This is a genomic window from Oscillatoria nigro-viridis PCC 7112 (assembly GCF_000317475.1).
GTDB lineage: Bacteria > Cyanobacteriota > Cyanobacteriia > Cyanobacteriales > Microcoleaceae > Microcoleus > Microcoleus nigroviridis.
Map to the genome: position 1 here is coordinate 6,634,270 of NC_019729.1, position 15,950 is coordinate 6,650,219.

Annotated in this window: 14 protein-coding genes; 7 read left to right on the forward strand and 7 right to left on the reverse strand. The window is 47.0% G+C overall.

Translation table 11 applies throughout. The features are described from left to right. The first annotated feature begins 115 nt into the window (after positions 1-115). The 6 genes from nusA (at position 116) to OSC7112_RS27695 (ending at position 7,201) form a co-directional block, all read left to right on the forward strand. Positions 116-1,405, forward strand: coding sequence for a transcription termination factor NusA (gene nusA / locus OSC7112_RS27675; protein WP_015178988.1), 1,290 nt, complete (start codon positions 116-118; stop codon positions 1,403-1,405). 5 nt (positions 1,406-1,410) lie between these two features. Further along, positions 1,411-1,572, forward strand: coding sequence for a hypothetical protein (locus tag OSC7112_RS40260; RefSeq protein ID WP_190274281.1), 162 nt, complete (start codon positions 1,411-1,413; stop codon positions 1,570-1,572). Positions 1,573-1,689: 117 nt separating this feature from the next. Further along, positions 1,690-2,004, forward strand: a complete 315-nt coding sequence (locus OSC7112_RS27680) for a YlxR family protein (protein ID WP_015178990.1) — start codon at positions 1,690-1,692, stop codon at positions 2,002-2,004. Positions 2,005-2,386: 382 nt separating this feature from the next. After that, positions 2,387-5,551 (forward strand): translation initiation factor IF-2, encoded by a 3,165-nt coding sequence (infB, locus tag OSC7112_RS27685; protein ID WP_015178991.1) that lies wholly within the window; start codon positions 2,387-2,389, stop codon positions 5,549-5,551. 443 nt (positions 5,552-5,994) lie between these two features. Then, positions 5,995-6,735 (forward strand): low-complexity tail membrane protein, encoded by a 741-nt coding sequence (locus tag OSC7112_RS27690; protein WP_015178992.1) that lies wholly within the window; start codon positions 5,995-5,997, stop codon positions 6,733-6,735. A gap of 241 nt (positions 6,736-6,976) precedes the next feature. Continuing rightward, on the forward strand, positions 6,977-7,201 hold the full coding sequence (locus OSC7112_RS27695; protein WP_015178993.1) for a hypothetical protein: 225 nt from the start codon (positions 6,977-6,979) through the stop codon (positions 7,199-7,201). Between the two features lie 212 nt (positions 7,202-7,413). On the opposite strand, the gene epsE is transcribed toward OSC7112_RS27695, so the two are convergent. The 3 genes from epsE to OSC7112_RS27710 all read right to left on the reverse strand — a co-directional run bounded on the left by epsE (position 7,414) and on the right by OSC7112_RS27710 (position 11,386). Beyond that, positions 7,414-8,637 carry an exopolysaccharide biosynthesis GT4 family glycosyltransferase EpsE gene (gene epsE / locus OSC7112_RS27700; RefSeq protein WP_015178994.1) on the reverse strand — a complete coding sequence of 408 codons (1,224 nt, stop codon included), beginning with the start codon at positions 8,635-8,637 and terminating at the stop codon, positions 7,414-7,416. Positions 8,638-9,025: 388 nt separating this feature from the next. Then, entirely contained in the window at positions 9,026-10,243 is a 1,218-nt protein-coding gene (locus OSC7112_RS27705; protein ID WP_015178996.1) for a DegT/DnrJ/EryC1/StrS family aminotransferase, read from the reverse strand. Between the two features lie 567 nt (positions 10,244-10,810). After that, positions 10,811-11,386, reverse strand: coding sequence for an alpha/beta hydrolase (locus OSC7112_RS27710; RefSeq protein WP_015178997.1), 576 nt, complete (start codon positions 11,384-11,386; stop codon positions 10,811-10,813). Between the two features lie 158 nt (positions 11,387-11,544). On the opposite strand from OSC7112_RS27710, the gene OSC7112_RS40265 reads away from it, so the two are divergent. Then, positions 11,545-11,685 (forward strand): hypothetical protein, encoded by a 141-nt coding sequence (locus tag OSC7112_RS40265; protein WP_190274282.1) that lies wholly within the window; start codon positions 11,545-11,547, stop codon positions 11,683-11,685. Between the two features lie 297 nt (positions 11,686-11,982). On the opposite strand, the gene OSC7112_RS27715 is transcribed toward OSC7112_RS40265, so the two are convergent. The 4 genes from OSC7112_RS27715 to ubiE form a co-directional block, all read right to left on the reverse strand. Next, positions 11,983-12,291, reverse strand: coding sequence for a DUF3493 domain-containing protein (locus tag OSC7112_RS27715; protein ID WP_015178998.1), 309 nt, complete (start codon positions 12,289-12,291; stop codon positions 11,983-11,985). Between the two features lie 71 nt (positions 12,292-12,362). Next, the gene (locus OSC7112_RS27720; RefSeq protein WP_015178999.1) at positions 12,363-13,631 is read right to left on the reverse strand and encodes an RNA-guided endonuclease InsQ/TnpB family protein; all 1,269 of its coding nucleotides are present in this window, start codon (positions 13,629-13,631) and stop codon (positions 12,363-12,365) included. Positions 13,632-13,863: 232 nt separating this feature from the next. Further along, positions 13,864-15,096 (reverse strand): DUF445 domain-containing protein, encoded by a 1,233-nt coding sequence (locus OSC7112_RS27725; RefSeq protein WP_015179000.1) that lies wholly within the window; start codon positions 15,094-15,096, stop codon positions 13,864-13,866. A gap of 117 nt (positions 15,097-15,213) precedes the next feature. Further along, complete coding sequence (gene ubiE / locus OSC7112_RS27730; protein ID WP_015179001.1) at positions 15,214-15,927, reverse strand: bifunctional demethylmenaquinone methyltransferase/2-methoxy-6-polyprenyl-1,4-benzoquinol methylase UbiE; 714 nt, start codon at positions 15,925-15,927, stop codon at positions 15,214-15,216. Positions 15,928-15,950 lie beyond the last annotated feature (23 nt).

Below are 15,950 nucleotides of genomic sequence, written 5' to 3' on the forward strand. Positions count from 1 at the left end.
CTAATCCTACCCAGTAACTCATCACTCCTCTGCGATCACTTTTCCTGGAAAATTTCCAAGTACCAATTACCGATTACCAGTTACTTATTACCAACGCACAAAAGGAGAGTTTTATATGTCAATGGTTCCCCTGCCCGGACTAAAAGAAATGGTCGAAGGTATTAGCAAAGAACGCAATTTACCCAAGCACGCCGTCCAAGCAGCCTTGCGAGAAGCCCTGCTCAAAGGATACGAACGCTACCGCCGCACCCAAAAACTCGATCACTTCAGCGAAGAATACTTCGACAATTTTGATGTAGAACTCGACGCAGAACAAGAAGGTTTCCGCGTTTTAGCCAACAAAACTATTGTCGAAGAAGTCGCAAATCCCGATCACGAAATCTCACTTTCGGAAGTGCAAGAAGTAGCCACGGAAGCTCAACCGGGCAGCATCGTACTCGTAGACGTAACACCAAATCAAAAAGAATTTGGTCGCATGGCGGCCATCCAGACCAAACAAGTTCTCGCTCAAAAACTGCGCGACCAACAGCGCAAAATGATTCAAGAAGAGTTTAAAGATTTAGAAGAAACCGTTCTTCAAGCAAGAGTTCTCAGGTTTGAGAGGCAGTCGGTAATTTTAGCAGTTACCAGCAGCTTCGGTCAGCCAGAAGTAGATGCCGAACTCCCTAAGCGCGAACAGTTGCCCAACGACAATTACCGGGCAAACGCTACATTCAAGGTTTATCTCAAAAAAGTAGGCGAAGGATCTACTAGAGGGCCGCAGTTACTCGTGTCTAGAGCGGACGCAGGTTTGGTGGTTTACCTGTTTGCTAACGAAGTACCAGAAATAGAAGACGGGGTGGTGAGGATTGTCGCCGTAGCCAGGGAGGCAAATCCGCCCTCCCGGCACGTCGGCCCCCGGACTAAAATAGCAGTTGATACTCTCGATCGCGACGTAGACCCTGTAGGAGCCTGCATCGGAGCGCGGGGATCGCGGATTCAGGTAGTAGTCAACGAATTGCGGGGCGAAAAAATCGACGTGATCCGCTGGTCTCCAGACCCAGCAACTTATATTGCTAACGCTCTGAGTCCCGCTAGAGTAGATGAAGTGCGTTTAGTTGCTCCAGAAGGCAGGAGAGCTCACATTTTGGTCGCTGAAGACCAACTGAGTCTTGCCATTGGCAAAGAAGGTCAGAACGTCCGCCTCGCAGCCCGCCTGACAGGTTGGAAAATCGATATCAAAGATATTGCTAAGTACGATCGCGCCGCCGAAGACAGCAAATTGGCAGCAGAAGCAACTAGGCTCGAAGAACTAGCAGACGACTACGACGCAGACGAAGCAGGCGACTACGACGGCGACGAGGAAAGCGCAGAATTTGAGCAAGAGGAGGCAGCCGCCACGGAGGAAACCGAAGCCGCAGTCTAAAAACTGTGACATTTACCGAAGAATTCAGAATTCAGGAGCCAGAATCCAGAATGGGTACTGTGCGACAGGATGGAGAATCGAGGTTGAAAGCCTCCGATTTTAATCGCGGATCGCAAAAAATTCTTTCTGTTACCGTTACCCCTGACTTGGGGCATGGCGTATTGTGAATTCTGAATTCTATCTTCTGACTATTGACTCCTTTTCATAAAATTTTCTATCTTCGGGAGACAAGGAGGACTTGTCCTCTACTCCCTCCTCTCCCTCTACTCCCCCTCTGACAAGAAATGAAACCGAACTACCGGTGCTGTGCAAGTTGTCGAAAAATAGCTCCAAAGGAAGCTTTTTGGCGAGTAGTCAGGCTCTATCCTTCTCATCAGGTACAATTAGATCGTGGCATGGGCCGTTCTGCTTACCTTTGTCGGGAAGCCGAATGCCTCAAAGCAGCTCAGAAAAAAAATCGACTTGGGCGATCGCTCAAAGCGCCTGTGTCTGACGAACTGTACCAAAAACTTTGGCAGCGTTTAGCCACATCTGACTGTACATCTTACTCTGGCCGGGCAGGACGAGAAACCGACAATAGTTCGGCATCGACTGTATAAAGCCTCTTGGCAGCCCTACCAGTAATTACCGGTAGCGCCAGCTATAAAACCCCAATCCGATCTGCCCACCAGTCTGGAAAGATTTGTGTCAGATTAGATAAGGGTAGGGTACTAGCAGAGGTATCCTCAAGGTGGAAAGGCAAACTTTGAAGCTTGAGAGAGTGGGTTTTGCCAAAACTCAGACTTCGGAGTTCCAAGTTCCCAAACAGACTTGAGAATTCTTCAACCGCAGACTTCAGCGAGTTGCATCTTTTAGATAAAATTGCTGAGCGAGTACCAAAACCCCGATTCCTGACACTGAATCAATCACAGCGAATGATGTCGTCATTAGAACAAAAAATCACAATGTAAAAACTGGTTGGCACAAAAGAGGGCAGAGTGGATGAACAACGGCAAAGTAAGAATTTACGAATTATCACGGGAACTAAATTTGGATAATAAAGACATCTTGGCAGTTTGCGAGCGGCTCAATATTTCAGTCAAGAGCCACAGCAGCACAATTACAGAATCCGAAGCAGAGCGCATTCGCAAAACGGCGGAAAAATACGTAGCCAGTAGCCACTCTTCCCCCGGCAAGCCAGCTCCACCCGAAAGAGCTGCAGCGCCATCTAGAGAATCTGGCCCTCACCCTAACGACCAACAAAAAAAGCAGCAAATTTTAGAAATACGCAGTCCAAAAGTACGGCCGGCTGGTGCTTCCTCCCAGCCTGCAGGCAACGAGGAGAAAAAAAACCAGCCTGCGGCAACCGTGGCAACTCCTCCCAAGTCGCCTGCTGCTCAACAACTCCAGCCTCCAGCTAAACCGAATATCAATCGACCTGTACTGTCGAAGCCAAATGTCGCTGTGTCGGCGGCTCCGTCAGAAGTGTCGGAAACTGTAGGTGCGATCGCCCCGGAAACAACCGCCCAGGCGCAGGCACCTGCGCCACCTCAACCGCCGTCGGAAAAGGCTCCAGAACGCACCCAGCAACCGCCGACCGCCCCTCCCGCGCCCTCGGCAAAACTCACGTCGCCGCCAGTCAGAGCGGCATCCGAGTCGCCTAGCCGTACCCCACAAAATCTGGGAAACAAGCCGGTACTCAAACTGGCAAAAACCGAGCAAGAGCAATCAGGACAGTCAGAAACTCTGGAAGCGCCGGCTAAACCGAGCCGCCCCAGCCGACCTGCACCGGGCTCTGCTACCGAATCTCGCGACGCTCAAAGACCGCGCCGGGAAGGCGCTGGTGGCCCAGTAAAAACTCAACTGGCCGATCGACCCCAGCCCGGCGGCCCGCGCCGGAGCCTTGCCCCCGCAACGTCAGCTACCGGGCTGCGCAGCCGGGGCGGTGACACCGGAGCCGTAGGGGATGACACTGATGACCATGAAGAAGATAATACGCCGTTGCTGGAGATTCCTCTCCTCAGCAGGCCAACTCTCCCTCGTCCTGCCAAAAAGACATCGGTCATTTGGGAAGAAGATGATGACGAAAACTCAGATGCAGCTAAAGCTGCTAAGGCTGTTAAGGCAAAACGTTCTCGCCTCAAACCCATAGACGAGGATGACGATGAGTTAGAAAACGGCTTGGATCTGCCAGCACCAGTCACGGTCAGCCTGTCCCTAGCCCGCCCAGCTAAAGCGAAGGGACAAGCAGCACCCAAGTCAACACCAACTCCGGGCGCACCCGGAAGCAGCGGCAAAAATAAGCGACCAAGCCCTTCTCACGATAAAAGTTCTTCAGGTTCGAGCGGGGGACGCGGCAACCGGGGCAAAACAGCCGAAGCTAAGGTAGAACGTCCAGAAAAGCTGCTGCTGAGCAGGCCGATGACCGTTCAAGAACTAGCATTTAGTCTGGCTGTTCCCGAAACCGAAATTATTAAGCGGCTTTTCTCTAAAGGCATTGCGGTAAATATTACCGAAACCCTGGACATTCCAGCGGTGAGGATGGTAGCCGAAGAAATGGGCGTAGAGGTGGAAACCCCAGAAAAAGTAGCCCCAGCTATCAAAGTGATCGAGATGCTGGACGCAGCGGATTTGGAATACCTCGAACGCCGTCCCCCAGTAGTAACGATTATGGGTCACGTGGATCACGGTAAAACTACCTTGCTCGACTCGATCCGCAAAACCAAGGTGGCTCAGGGAGAAGCTGGGGGCATTACCCAGCACATCGGTGCTTACCACGTAGATGTGGAACACGAAGGCAAGAGCCAGCAGGTGGTATTTTTGGATACGCCCGGCCACGAAGCCTTTACAGCGATGCGGGCTCGGGGAACACGGGTTACGGACATCGCCATCTTGGTGGTGGCGGCGGACGACGGGGTGCGACCTCAGACAATTGAAGCTATCAGCCACGCGAAAGCGGCGAAAGTACCAATTGTCGTGGCTATCAATAAAGTAGACAAGGAGGGCGCTCAGCCGGAACGGGTGAAGCAAGAGCTGACTGAGTACGGCTTGGTGGCAGATGACTGGGGCGGGGATATCACGATGGTTCCAGTCAGCGCGATCCGAGGCGAAAACCTGGATACTCTGTTGGAAATGATTCTGACAGTGGCGGAAATGGAAGACCTCAACGCCAACCCGCACCGACCGGCTAAGGGTACTGTGATTGAAGCTCACCTCGACAAGGCAAGGGGGCCGGTGGCAACTCTGCTGGTGCAGAACGGCACTCTGCGAGTGGGCGATATTGTGGTCGCAGGCTCGGCTTTGGGCAAGGTGCGCGCCATGATCGATGACCGGGGCGATCGCGTAGACCAAGCAACTCCATCCTTCGCGGTGGAAGTGCTGGGGCTGCGGGAAGTTCCTCGCGCCGGAGACGAGTTTGATGTCTTCGCAAACGAAAAAGAAGCTGCGGCGATCGCCTCTGGAAGAGCTACCTCCCGACGAGATTCCCGCCTGCTGCAAGGCGGACGGATCAGCCTCAGCGGCTTCTCTCAACAAGCGAAGGAAGGCGTTCTCAAGGAACTCAACTTGATCTTGAAGGCAGATGTCCAAGGCTCCCTCGAAGCAATTGTCGGCGCTCTGACTCAACTTCCTCAAAAAGAAGTTCAACTCCGACTGCTGCTATCTGCTCCTGGGGAAATTACAGAAACGGATATTGACCTCGCGGCAGCTAGTAATGCTGTAATTATCGGGTTCAATACTACTCTCGCCACCGACGCTCGCCTCGCGGCTGACCAAGCGGGGGTAGACGTGCGGGAATACAGCATCATCTACAACCTCTTGGATGACATTCAAGGGGCGATGGAAGGCCTGCTGGAACCCGAATTGGTGGAAGAACCTTTGGGTCAAGTCGAAGTGCGCGCTGTGTTCGCGATCGGTCGCGGGGCTGTGGCTGGATGTATGGTACTCTCTGGCAAAGTCATCCGTAACTGCAAGGTGCGGGTGCGCCGGGGCAACAATGTCGTTTACGAAGGTGTCCTCGACTCCCTAAAACGGATGAAGGAAGATGCCAAAGAAGTCAATGCTGGCTTTGAATGCGGCATTTCCTTGAGCGGGTTTAGCGACTGGGCGGAGGGCGATATGATTGAAGCCTACCGGATGGTTACTAAGCGCCGGACTCTCTCTCAATAGTTTTGAGTTGTGAGTGTTGAGTTGGAAGAGAATTTTTGAGTGAAGGCAACTAAATTGCCGATCGCTCGCAAATATTCTCTTCACTCAATACTCCCAAATTCATCTGACAGTTGACAGTTGACAGTTGACAGTTGACAGAAAGAAGAAGGAAGAGTTGACAGCTTGCCCCCCGATCGCAGTCGTTGGGTTGACCGAAGGAAAAGGGAAGTCGGAAGAAGGAAGAAGGAATTAAGAACTTCCTAATCGTCTTTATCCTTGCTTAAAATGGAAAATTGGCTCGCTCCAATAAGAATTACCGAAATAAACCAGATTTCTGCTTGTAAGTCCTCGGTTTGATAGCTAAATATTTACTCCTCCCATCGGATTTCAGAGTCAAGAGTGCATCCCAAAATCTCAAAATCCCAGATTCAAAACTCCTAATTCATAACTAATAATTAATTAAAGTGCGTTCTTTTTGGTCAGATCCTTTTTTGTGGATTCACCTTTCTGGGGCGGCTACACTGCCGATATTCCTGGGACTTTGCTTGCTGGGACTCGCAGTGGGTTCTCCCCTGCTCCCTATCTGGTTAGAAATATTTTTAGTGGCTGTAGCAGGTATTGTTCCTGTGCTGTGGATGCAGTGGTTCCGCCCTTTTTACATTTTTAGTATTTTAGTTGTGGCGGTAAAACCGCAGAATTTAACTTCTGTGCAGCACCGGCTTCTGACTCGGTTTAAAACTAAGTTAAATCAAGGAATCGCTCTTTTTGTCGCTGTTTTGCTGGCAGTAATTTTGTGGCAGCTTTACCGATTGGCCCCCCTGGCGGCTTCGGTGGCTCCCTTTCCTCCTTCCTGGCGGTGGGCTGGATTGTTGTTGGCAGTTGCTGCTTTTTTAGCTAGCAATTTGTTTTTGCAGGTGTCTGCTAGTGTGATGGCGGTTTTGCTGACGCCGGAATCAGAATTTTCAGCGACAAAGCCTCATGTTTTAGAAAAAATTCGGCAGGATTTTACGATCGCGCCTTGGCAAGTCGATCGACTTTTGCCGGCTTTGGCAGCCGAGACAAGTGTCACTGAGGCTGCACCCGTAGAGTCAATTGGGCCAGCATCCGGCATAGGGAATTCGTCAGCCGGCAGTATTGTCAACCCAAAACCTGCTGACACCAACGGCGTTACATCTCTACCCGAAGAGTCGAGCGAAAAAAAGTGAAAGAAAAAATTAAGACGGGGACAATTGTAGTTTAAGCTACTTTAATTTGTACAGATGTATGCTGTGAAAAAAATAGGCAAGGCCCCTCTTGGGATAGAGATTATTAATAGTCTTAATATTTAATTTTTAACCGCAGGTTGTGGATATTTTAGGTTGGCTCTTTGGAGAGAAGAATCTATAATAGAGAGTGTCAAGGTCAGCTTTCAATCCTTACAAGGGATTAAAACAGAGGTATAAAAATATGGCGAATTATCTACCGCTTGCAGAAGAACCTCAAGCCGCAGAGCCGATCGAGCTGTGCGAAGATTCTGAAATCTGGGGCAGTCTCAAATCTGCGATCGGCGCAAGTTCAGGATTTCAACGCTGGCAGCTAGAACTCAATTTTGAGCGTCAGCAGCAAAATGCCACCATCGATCAGCAGGTTCGTTCCTATCTGCGGGAAACTTTAGAAACTTTGGCTTATTGAGCAGCAGCAAAGCCAAATGCTGTAACCGATAGTAGCTTCACATCGCCCCATGTTTAAAACCAACTTGAAACACGGCGTTAATTTCACGATTTTTCAGAACAAAGGGCGTTTTAGAATTAGGATAGATATCCTAGCTCCTTCTATTCAGGAGCTAGGACGTTATCGATACCTACTTAAAACTTAAAAAATCCCTGGATTGAATCTTCCAAAAATTAGCTGAGCTGCTCCAAGGATTCAAGTAATATCTGAGCACTACGCCGATGGTGGAATTTAGCAGCAATCTTCTGTCGAGATTTCTGAATCATGCTCAATGTTAATTCTTTGTCCTTTAGCAATTTTGCTATTGCCTCTGCCATTTTTTCGGGATTTTCCGGCGGGACTAGCATACCGTCAACACCGTTATCTATCAATTCCGCCATTCCACCCACCTGCGTCACTACTACAGGAGTTTCCACAGCCATTGCTTCCATAACAGCTACAGAAATTCCCTCTTTCAAGCTGGGTAAAACAAAAATATGAGCCTCTTGATAACCTTGGCGATTTCGTTCTTCTGAGACAGAACCAAGCAGCTCAACATAATCAGACATTGATTGCTCTTGAATGAATTTCTTGAGTTCTTTACGGTAGCCATTGCCAGCTTCTGCATCCTCACCAGCAATCTGCAAGCAGACATCAAACCCTTGTTGTCGAAGCAACTTAATTGACTCAATCAGGTACTTTTGTCCTTTTGCTATATTCAGACGGCCGCAAGTGTAAATTCGGCATTGACTGCCTTCCTGCCAAGGAGTATAGGGAGTTTCACGCTTAACTTCATCTAGATTTACACCGACTGGTGACACCCTCACATCCTTGGGCAAAAAGCCTGCCAGCTCATCTTTGACAGAATTGAGGAGTTGTTCAGACATTACAGAAGCAAAAGCAGAATATTTCCATTTTTGTTCTTGATTGGGCCCAAAATCTTCTAACTGACCTAGAAGAGCCAGACTATAAGTGATGTCAGAAAGTATGGAGGCAAATAGGGCTATATTAGCAGCATTGCTACAGGAATGAACGTGGACGTGAGACCAGCCCTGGGTTCTGGCAAGCCAAGCTAGCTTGGCCCCCATAACAACCCATATCAAATAGTAAAGCCTTTGAGAAAAGGATATATTTTTAGTATTAGCAATTACACTGAGGCAGCGCCACCAAGCAATCGGGCCAGCTTCGATCAGTTCTATGGGAACGTTAACAAAATCTTTGATTTTTAAGGGAAGTAAATAATCAGTCATATTTTGCGCTTTCTCAGCCCAATTATGTACAACTTTAGTGGGCGGACGGCGGGTTGATATCATGTGAGGTTTCATACCAAGCTCTAGGAGTGCTTGATATTCTCGCCATATCCAAGTATGAGTTTGTCCGGGAAATTCAGGGATAAAGTAGCCAATGTGTTTATTCATTATTGATTTTTTTTCTTAACTAATCGACAAATTGAAATCTGCTCAACAATCAATTATTTGTTTATGACTAAAAAAATGAGCCTGCAGAACCCACTCCATGCCAATTTTTGGGAACAGGTTTTCGGTGATTTCAATAAATGCTCGCTTTACAAAATGTAGGTTCACAGGATTTTGACTCACATTCGGCACCCCAGACATTTAACATCTCAGAATTTTTAATAGCTACAAATATAGTTTGGGGATACCAAAAAAACTCTAGATGTATCAACCAAAAACTCCAATCCCACTAGGTTTAGAGGGTGTAAAATTTTAGGGTACTGAATGTGAGCGGTCATTCAATAGATGCTGACTAGCCGGAGAACTCTCACATTGTTTTGTGACTAATAGTCTAGGCGGTTTGGCCTGCTGTCTCTGATAATCGAGTGCGAGGTTGGCCCATCGCCAAACATTTTTTAACAGCAGCAATTACATCTTCCACATCTGCATCTGTTAATTTTGCCGAAATCGGCAAGCTAACTGTATTCCGCCCGATGTACCCAGCATTCGGATAGTCTTCCGGCTGCCATCCAAACATTTCTTGATAAATAGGATGTTCGGGCATACTCATGTAATGCACGCCGACACCGATATTTTCAGCATTGATAGCGTTGAGAAACTTGTCGCGGCTGATTCCTGTTTTGGCTTCATCTACCAGAATGGTGTACAGGTGATAAGCATGAATTGTATCCGGTTCTGGGTTGGCGGGCAAAGTAATCGGCAGATCCGCAAATGCTTCGTTGTAGCGCTGCCAAATCTGCTCCCGCCGCTGCCAATAAGGAGTAATTCGTTTCATTTGATGAATGCCGATCGCAGCTTGCAGATCCATCATATTGTATTTAAAACCGACTCCCACCACTTCGTAGTGCTGGTAACCCGAGTCTCCGAATCGCTTCCAAGCATCTTTGCTCATACCGTGCAGCGCTAAAATATTGAGCCTGTCGGTATCTTCTTGACTGGCAACCAGAATCATTCCTCCTTCACCCGTCGTGATATTTTTGGTAACATAAAAGCTGAAGCATCCGAAGTCCCCAAATGTGCCTGCTTTCCGCCCCTTGTACTCTGTTTCCATCGCGTGAGCACAGTCTTCAATTAACTTCAAGTTGTGACGGCGAGCAATCTCGCAAAGCGCATCCATATCGCAGGGACGACCTGCGAAGTGAACAGGCAAAATTGCTTTAGTTTTTGAAGTTATTTTAGCTTCGACTTGAGCCGGGTCAATATTCATTGTCACCGGATCTACATCCGCCAGTACCGGTGTTGCCCCGGCGTGGACGATCGCATTAACTGTAGCGCAAAAAGTCATTGGAGTAGTAATGACTTCATCCCCCGGTTGTAACGAAGCAGCAAGGATGCTCAAGTGCAGTGCCGCCGTACAAGAATTGACTGCAATCGCGTACTGGGAACCCTTGTAAGCATTAAATTCGTCTTGAAAACTCATCACTTTCGGGCCAGTACCCAGCCAACCTGTTTTCATGGTTGACACCACTTCTTGAATTTCAGCATCTTGGATCGCCGGAGCGCCGAAAACCAAAAAACGGTCTTTTGAACGAATAGGATTGTTTTTCATGTTGCTAGTCTTACCCAGTAAGTAAAGTTGATCGAGTGCAAGTATTAATGAATGCAGTATCAGAGTTTTGTATCCATATTTTTTTCTAATACTTTGTGTAATGGCATCTTCTCTATAACAATTTTACTAATGATAAGCTGTTTTTCCGGAAGCGCCTGACTCTGACAGAATTTCTCTATCTTAAGATAGATAATCTGGAGTCTCCACCCGATCCCCTTTCAGTTTATCGGTGATACACAAGCTCTTTCCCGCATTTTTTGCTTTACATAGGTTCATAAGAAAAAATTTTACTCCTCTACAAACTTTTTGTAAGCTGTCGAACATCTATCCCGAGATAGATTTTACAGTGAAGTTATATGATTTTAGAATTAGGAATTAGGAATTAGGAATTAGGAATTAGGAATAACTGATTCCCGTCTGGTTTGGAGCTTGCCTGGAGTTAGATTTTTTTTACTCGTGTCAAAATTAGGCAAATTTTGCACAAAAAAAATGTAACTCCCCTGTAGATTCAGGTTCAGCAACATTCTGCGATCGGTCGAAGCAATCAACCGTCTTTGACCACATCCACTACAATCGAGGCAGACGAATCTTGTTCAAAATGTCTTGCAGCCGTTCTGAAACGCCGCCCAATTGTTCTGACAAAGCGACAAGTTTGCCGTAAGCTTCAACTAAGCGATCGCCCTCAACATAAACTTCTGGAGAAGGATAATTCTTCATCGCTTCTAGCAGAGTAATCTCGTTATCATTAGTTGCAGACAGCACCAAGGCCTCGCGCAAAGCTTCTCGATTTGCATTCCCAGAAGGAGTGCGAATTACCTGACCCACTTCATCGAGAATTATTTCCCCAACCTTGCTGTTAAGCGTCCGATCCAAAAAGCCTTGACTGACTTTTACCGGTCTCGTCAGACTGGTGCGAACCGCTTCCGGCTCTTTTTTTGCCTTTCCCAGCAGCATTTCTAACGCGGGCGACATTTTCCCCGTTTCTGCAAAAATTTCTAATTCGCTGACGGGTAAAGTCATTCGGATCGCACTGTATTTGAGCACTACCTTTTCGGCAGCCGCCGCAGCATTGCTGTACAATACAATTCCCGCCCCCGCTGCTAAAAATAACGTCCACCGACCGGGGAAAAACGATCGACCCATAGTAAAATCTCCCAACATCTTTTTCTAATTCGACTTTGACACATCTCATTAATTACTGCACAGGCTAAGGTCTTCGGGAAAGGTCAAATTATTCGATCGCCCCAGCACTTATACCATTTTAGATTTTAGATTTTAGATTTTAGAATTGCGAATGACTGATGACGATCGTGGTTTCCAGCATCTGCCTAGAGTTGCATGATTTTTGGGAACAGGTATTACCTATACCGGATGCTAGGCAAAAAACTCGGTTCACGGCGCTGGTACGGGCTTCTGAGTGCTTGCTAAGCGCACCCTACTGATTATATCTCCGAATCTCCCGATCCTAACCAAATGCCAAACGCCAGCTCTTCTATCAGTGAAGGCTGGCGCTGGGCTTAAATTGATTTTATATATTTAGGGTCTTTATGAAAGCTGACCCCAATTGAATGAATTACAAGCGGTTTATGATTAGGGCCTTTAAATTTGCTGAGCCCAATTGAATCCACATCATTATCATTACAGGGATCGCTGGCAAACCAGGATTTCATAATAATTTCTTTATATTTATAACTTTTCCTTGCCTCATATAGATTTTTGTCTCGATTTGTAAACTTTTGTTACTTAGACTTCGGGGATCGGCCCTCGGCGCGCTGCTCCCAGCGAAACAGGAACACCATCAGGGCCACCACTCCGACTTGGAGGGCAAAATTAGGCAAAGCAGAACCAATTTCCCGGCCAGAGGCAATTTTAGCGAGGAAAACCAAGCCGCCGATAAAGCCCGAAGCGCCACAAGCTACGTAAACAAACTGTCGCAGAGGCCGATAGGGAGTTGACATTTCTGCGGTTAAACGCTCGTATTGTTGGCGGCTGAGGTTGCGCGGGTTTTTTGGGATGTATGTGCGATCGTCTGAATTGGGGGCTGGCATAGATTTAGGAAATAGGTAAATTAGGATTGGGCCACAAAAACCCGATTTATAGCTGGTAAAAGTATAGTCATTTATTGCATGACATGGGAGGCGCACAGTCCCTCCCCCTTCGCTTTTACTTTGAGCGGATTAACCCGCATTGGCCCAACTACGCAGCTCCCTATCCCATGGCTGAACGCATTTGGGATTGCTTTTCTGAGGATATTGTACGAAGCATTCACGTCAGAATTAATTAATTGACCCGTCGATGTTTTGTACAAACCACGCTTAATCCGCCCCCCTGTAAACACAGGCTCTTTTTCTGTTTTACCGTAAACAGGAATTGGGTCTAAACCTAAAAAACTGGAGCGGGATGTGTAGGATTCTTCCTGCACAATTACTGTGATTCCCGCCAACCGAGCTTTGTACTCCAACATTTCAATTAATCGAGAGTGAGGAATGCTGACAAAGTTTTGATTGTTTTTCTTCCCTAACTCGATTTCTGTTTTCCACTGCGCGTTCTTGCCAATTACTAGCGTCCCAATCTGCTTGGCTGTCAAAATATTAACTATCCCACGACTGGTATGATGTAAGTAATTATCGACTTTCTGATTGCGACAGCGTGTTAAGCGCTGAATCCGTGGTGAAGTTTTGCGATTTCCTCTCAATTGGGATTGTAATTTGGCTTGGCGTTTGTTGTAGAACTGGTTGATCGATTTTAATGGTCGCCCGTTAATCAACAAAGGGATAAATCCCGGTTGATTTGAAGTTAGCGCTACTAAATTATCCAGCCCCAAATCAATACTAGCTACAGAATTTGCGTTGCCAAGGGTGGACTCCGGTTCATCATAAATCACCTCAATTACATAAGAATCACATTTCGGAACCAGTCTAACTTGACAAATCTGGTGGGGATTGACTTGGGTTTTAATTGAAAGCTCAGTACCCGAAAGCTTAATGATTCCCTTTTTCAACTGTTTGCTACTAATCGCTTGAATTGTGTAGATGAGAAGGTTTCGCCCTTTAACTTTATCTTTGTACTTTGGCAATTTTGGGCGACCCGTGAATTTTGAAGAGTCAGCTTTGTAAGCTTTAATGGCTTCAAAAAACGATTTCCAATTCTTGTCTAGCACCATCAAGATTTGCTGACTTACTTTAGCAGGCAAAGCCTTATATGCTTCGTGAGACTTCATCAATCTGTTCATTTCGTTATAACTGACATAGCCCCACCCATAAATAAAGCTCTGACGAATGACGTAATTGGCGGCATTGTAGAGGTTTTTGGACTTGAAAGCTAGTTCGTCAATTTGGGCGAAACGGTGTGAAGTTGATTTAATGATGTGCCTTTCTGTTAGTTGCATTTGAGACTTGCGTTTTTTGGGCTATGCGTATTCCTTGTTCAACACGTCGCACTCACAACAATATAATACCATTATTGTTTATAATTGCTTATAAACTCAATAAAGTTTTACAATACCAAAAATTCTCTGGCTGAGGTGGCCAATACGGTCGAAAAACCAGGTTTTTGGTACTGGGGGCGCAAGTCGAGTGAATATTAGACTAGAACAAATATCTCACAACTGCCGAAATAAATCACCGCTGAATCCAAAGCACAACAGTCTGCAAACAGCCGACAAAAACTCCCAAAAGACCTCCTAAATTTACAATTCCCTGCAACTCGCTTTGGACAATTCCCTGAATTGCTAACTCCAACTCTTCAGGAGAAGTACCTTTCACTCGATCGACAATCACCTGGTCGATATTCAAAATCGGGATAGCCTGAGCTACAATATTTTCTAAATCCCGCTCTAGATAGCGCTCTAAAACCAAAGCCAGTTCTTTGCTGACAATTTCCAGGGAAGCGCTCATCACTGCGGAAGTTTGCAATCGATTGAGAATCAACCGCGAAATATTTTCCCAGTCAATAGATTTGCTCAACCCCTCAAGTACCTCTGTACCCCGCTGTTGAACGTAGCTGCGAACACTGTCGCGCATAGTTTTTCGCAACTGTCTCACAGTCGAAACCGGTAAATTTTGCATCGACAAATTTTGCAGCCATTCCTGAATTCGCCCGCGAATTCCCAAAGCAACAGTTAACTCTGCTAACCGCTGATTTGTCGCTTCTCTGTCATCCAGACAAAAAGTCCGCAGCCGAGTTAAAGTGTTCCGCAAACCAAACAAATTTGCTACTACCCAATAAGTGCCGCTGGTTTTTTCTCGAAACCCTTCATCGATGATCGAAATATTGCGATCCGTCAAAAAGTCAATTAAAGCCTGACGCAGCACTTCCGGGGGTATTACTACTTGCAACAACCAATCAGCAAGCTGAGCTGCCTGAGATTCCGTTAGCTGAATCTCCAGCAAAACTTGGTCAAAAACTTGATTAAGCTGAACTTCTAAAAAATCTTCCCGGCGCGCCAAAACTTTGAGAATTCGCGGCACAGATTCCCCCAGCAAATCTCGCAGAATGTTAGCGAGAATTTTAGCGGTTTTTTGCTCTGCGTCTGCTTTTACCTGATCCAGCGCCAACTGCAACAGCCAGAGAATTATCGACTGCATCCGCTCGGTTTGCAGGAGGCGGCGCGCCAAGTTTTGCAGTTCCTCCGGCGTCAGCAGCGAACCCATAATTGTGTCGGAAATTCGCTTTGCCAAGCGCTCTTGGTTGCGGGGGATCAAGCCGGGAGTGAAAGGCAACTGTCGCCCTTTGATGTAAATAGGTCGATAGGGGCGGAACAGCATTTTGATAGCTATATCGTTAGTGAAATAGCCAATAATTCCTCCCACTACAGGTGGGGCCAACAACAGCCAAATGTCAGAGGGATTCATAAGATTTGAGATTTGAGATTTTAGATTTTAGATTTACTCCACAGATGAATCTGGGGGGTGAACCTTGGTCTAAAATTTTGATCGGGGGTATTCGATCGACTGAAACTGCAACCACTTTTAATTTTCAATTGCTTTGACTAATACCAATACTCCCATCATAGCTCCGGCAATGGGGTAGTGGGTGGCCTTGGCAAATCCGGCTTTGTTGGCGATCGCGACTTGCTGCTGGCCGATCGGGAATTTTTCTAAACTAGGATTAATGTAAGCATATTCTTGAGTCATGCCAAATTGCTGAGCAACGGGCACTACGAGAGTGTCTAGATAAAACTGCTGAAAGCTCCGCATTAGGGAATTGCTGGGGCGGTGGAGGTCGAGAATAGCTGCTTTGGCACCGGGTTTGAGCACGCGGTGCAATTCCTGAAGACTGCGGGGGATGTCAGTCACGTTACGCAGCCCGTAACCCATTGTGGCGCAGTCGAAGTAATTGTCAGCAAAAGGCAAGTCTAGGGCGTCAGCTTCTACCCAGGAAATGGGACTGGCAGGGGTAAGAAAAGGTCGATCGCGCTTGGCGGCAACGGCCAATTGTTCTGCCGAAAAATCTACTCCAAATACGCAACCGGTCGGCCCTGCTTGTTTGGCCAGCAACAAAGCTAGATCCCCGCTACCGCAGCACAAATCTAAACAAGTATTTCCGGGGCCCGCACTGCTCCATTGCACCGCCATTTGCTTCCAAATCCGGTGTTGCCCAAAGCTCAACCAGTCGTTCAATTGGTTGTAAACTGGTGCAATTCGATTAAATATAGTTTTAATTTGTTCGGCATTATTAGTCATTAGTCATTGGTGGTTGGTAATTT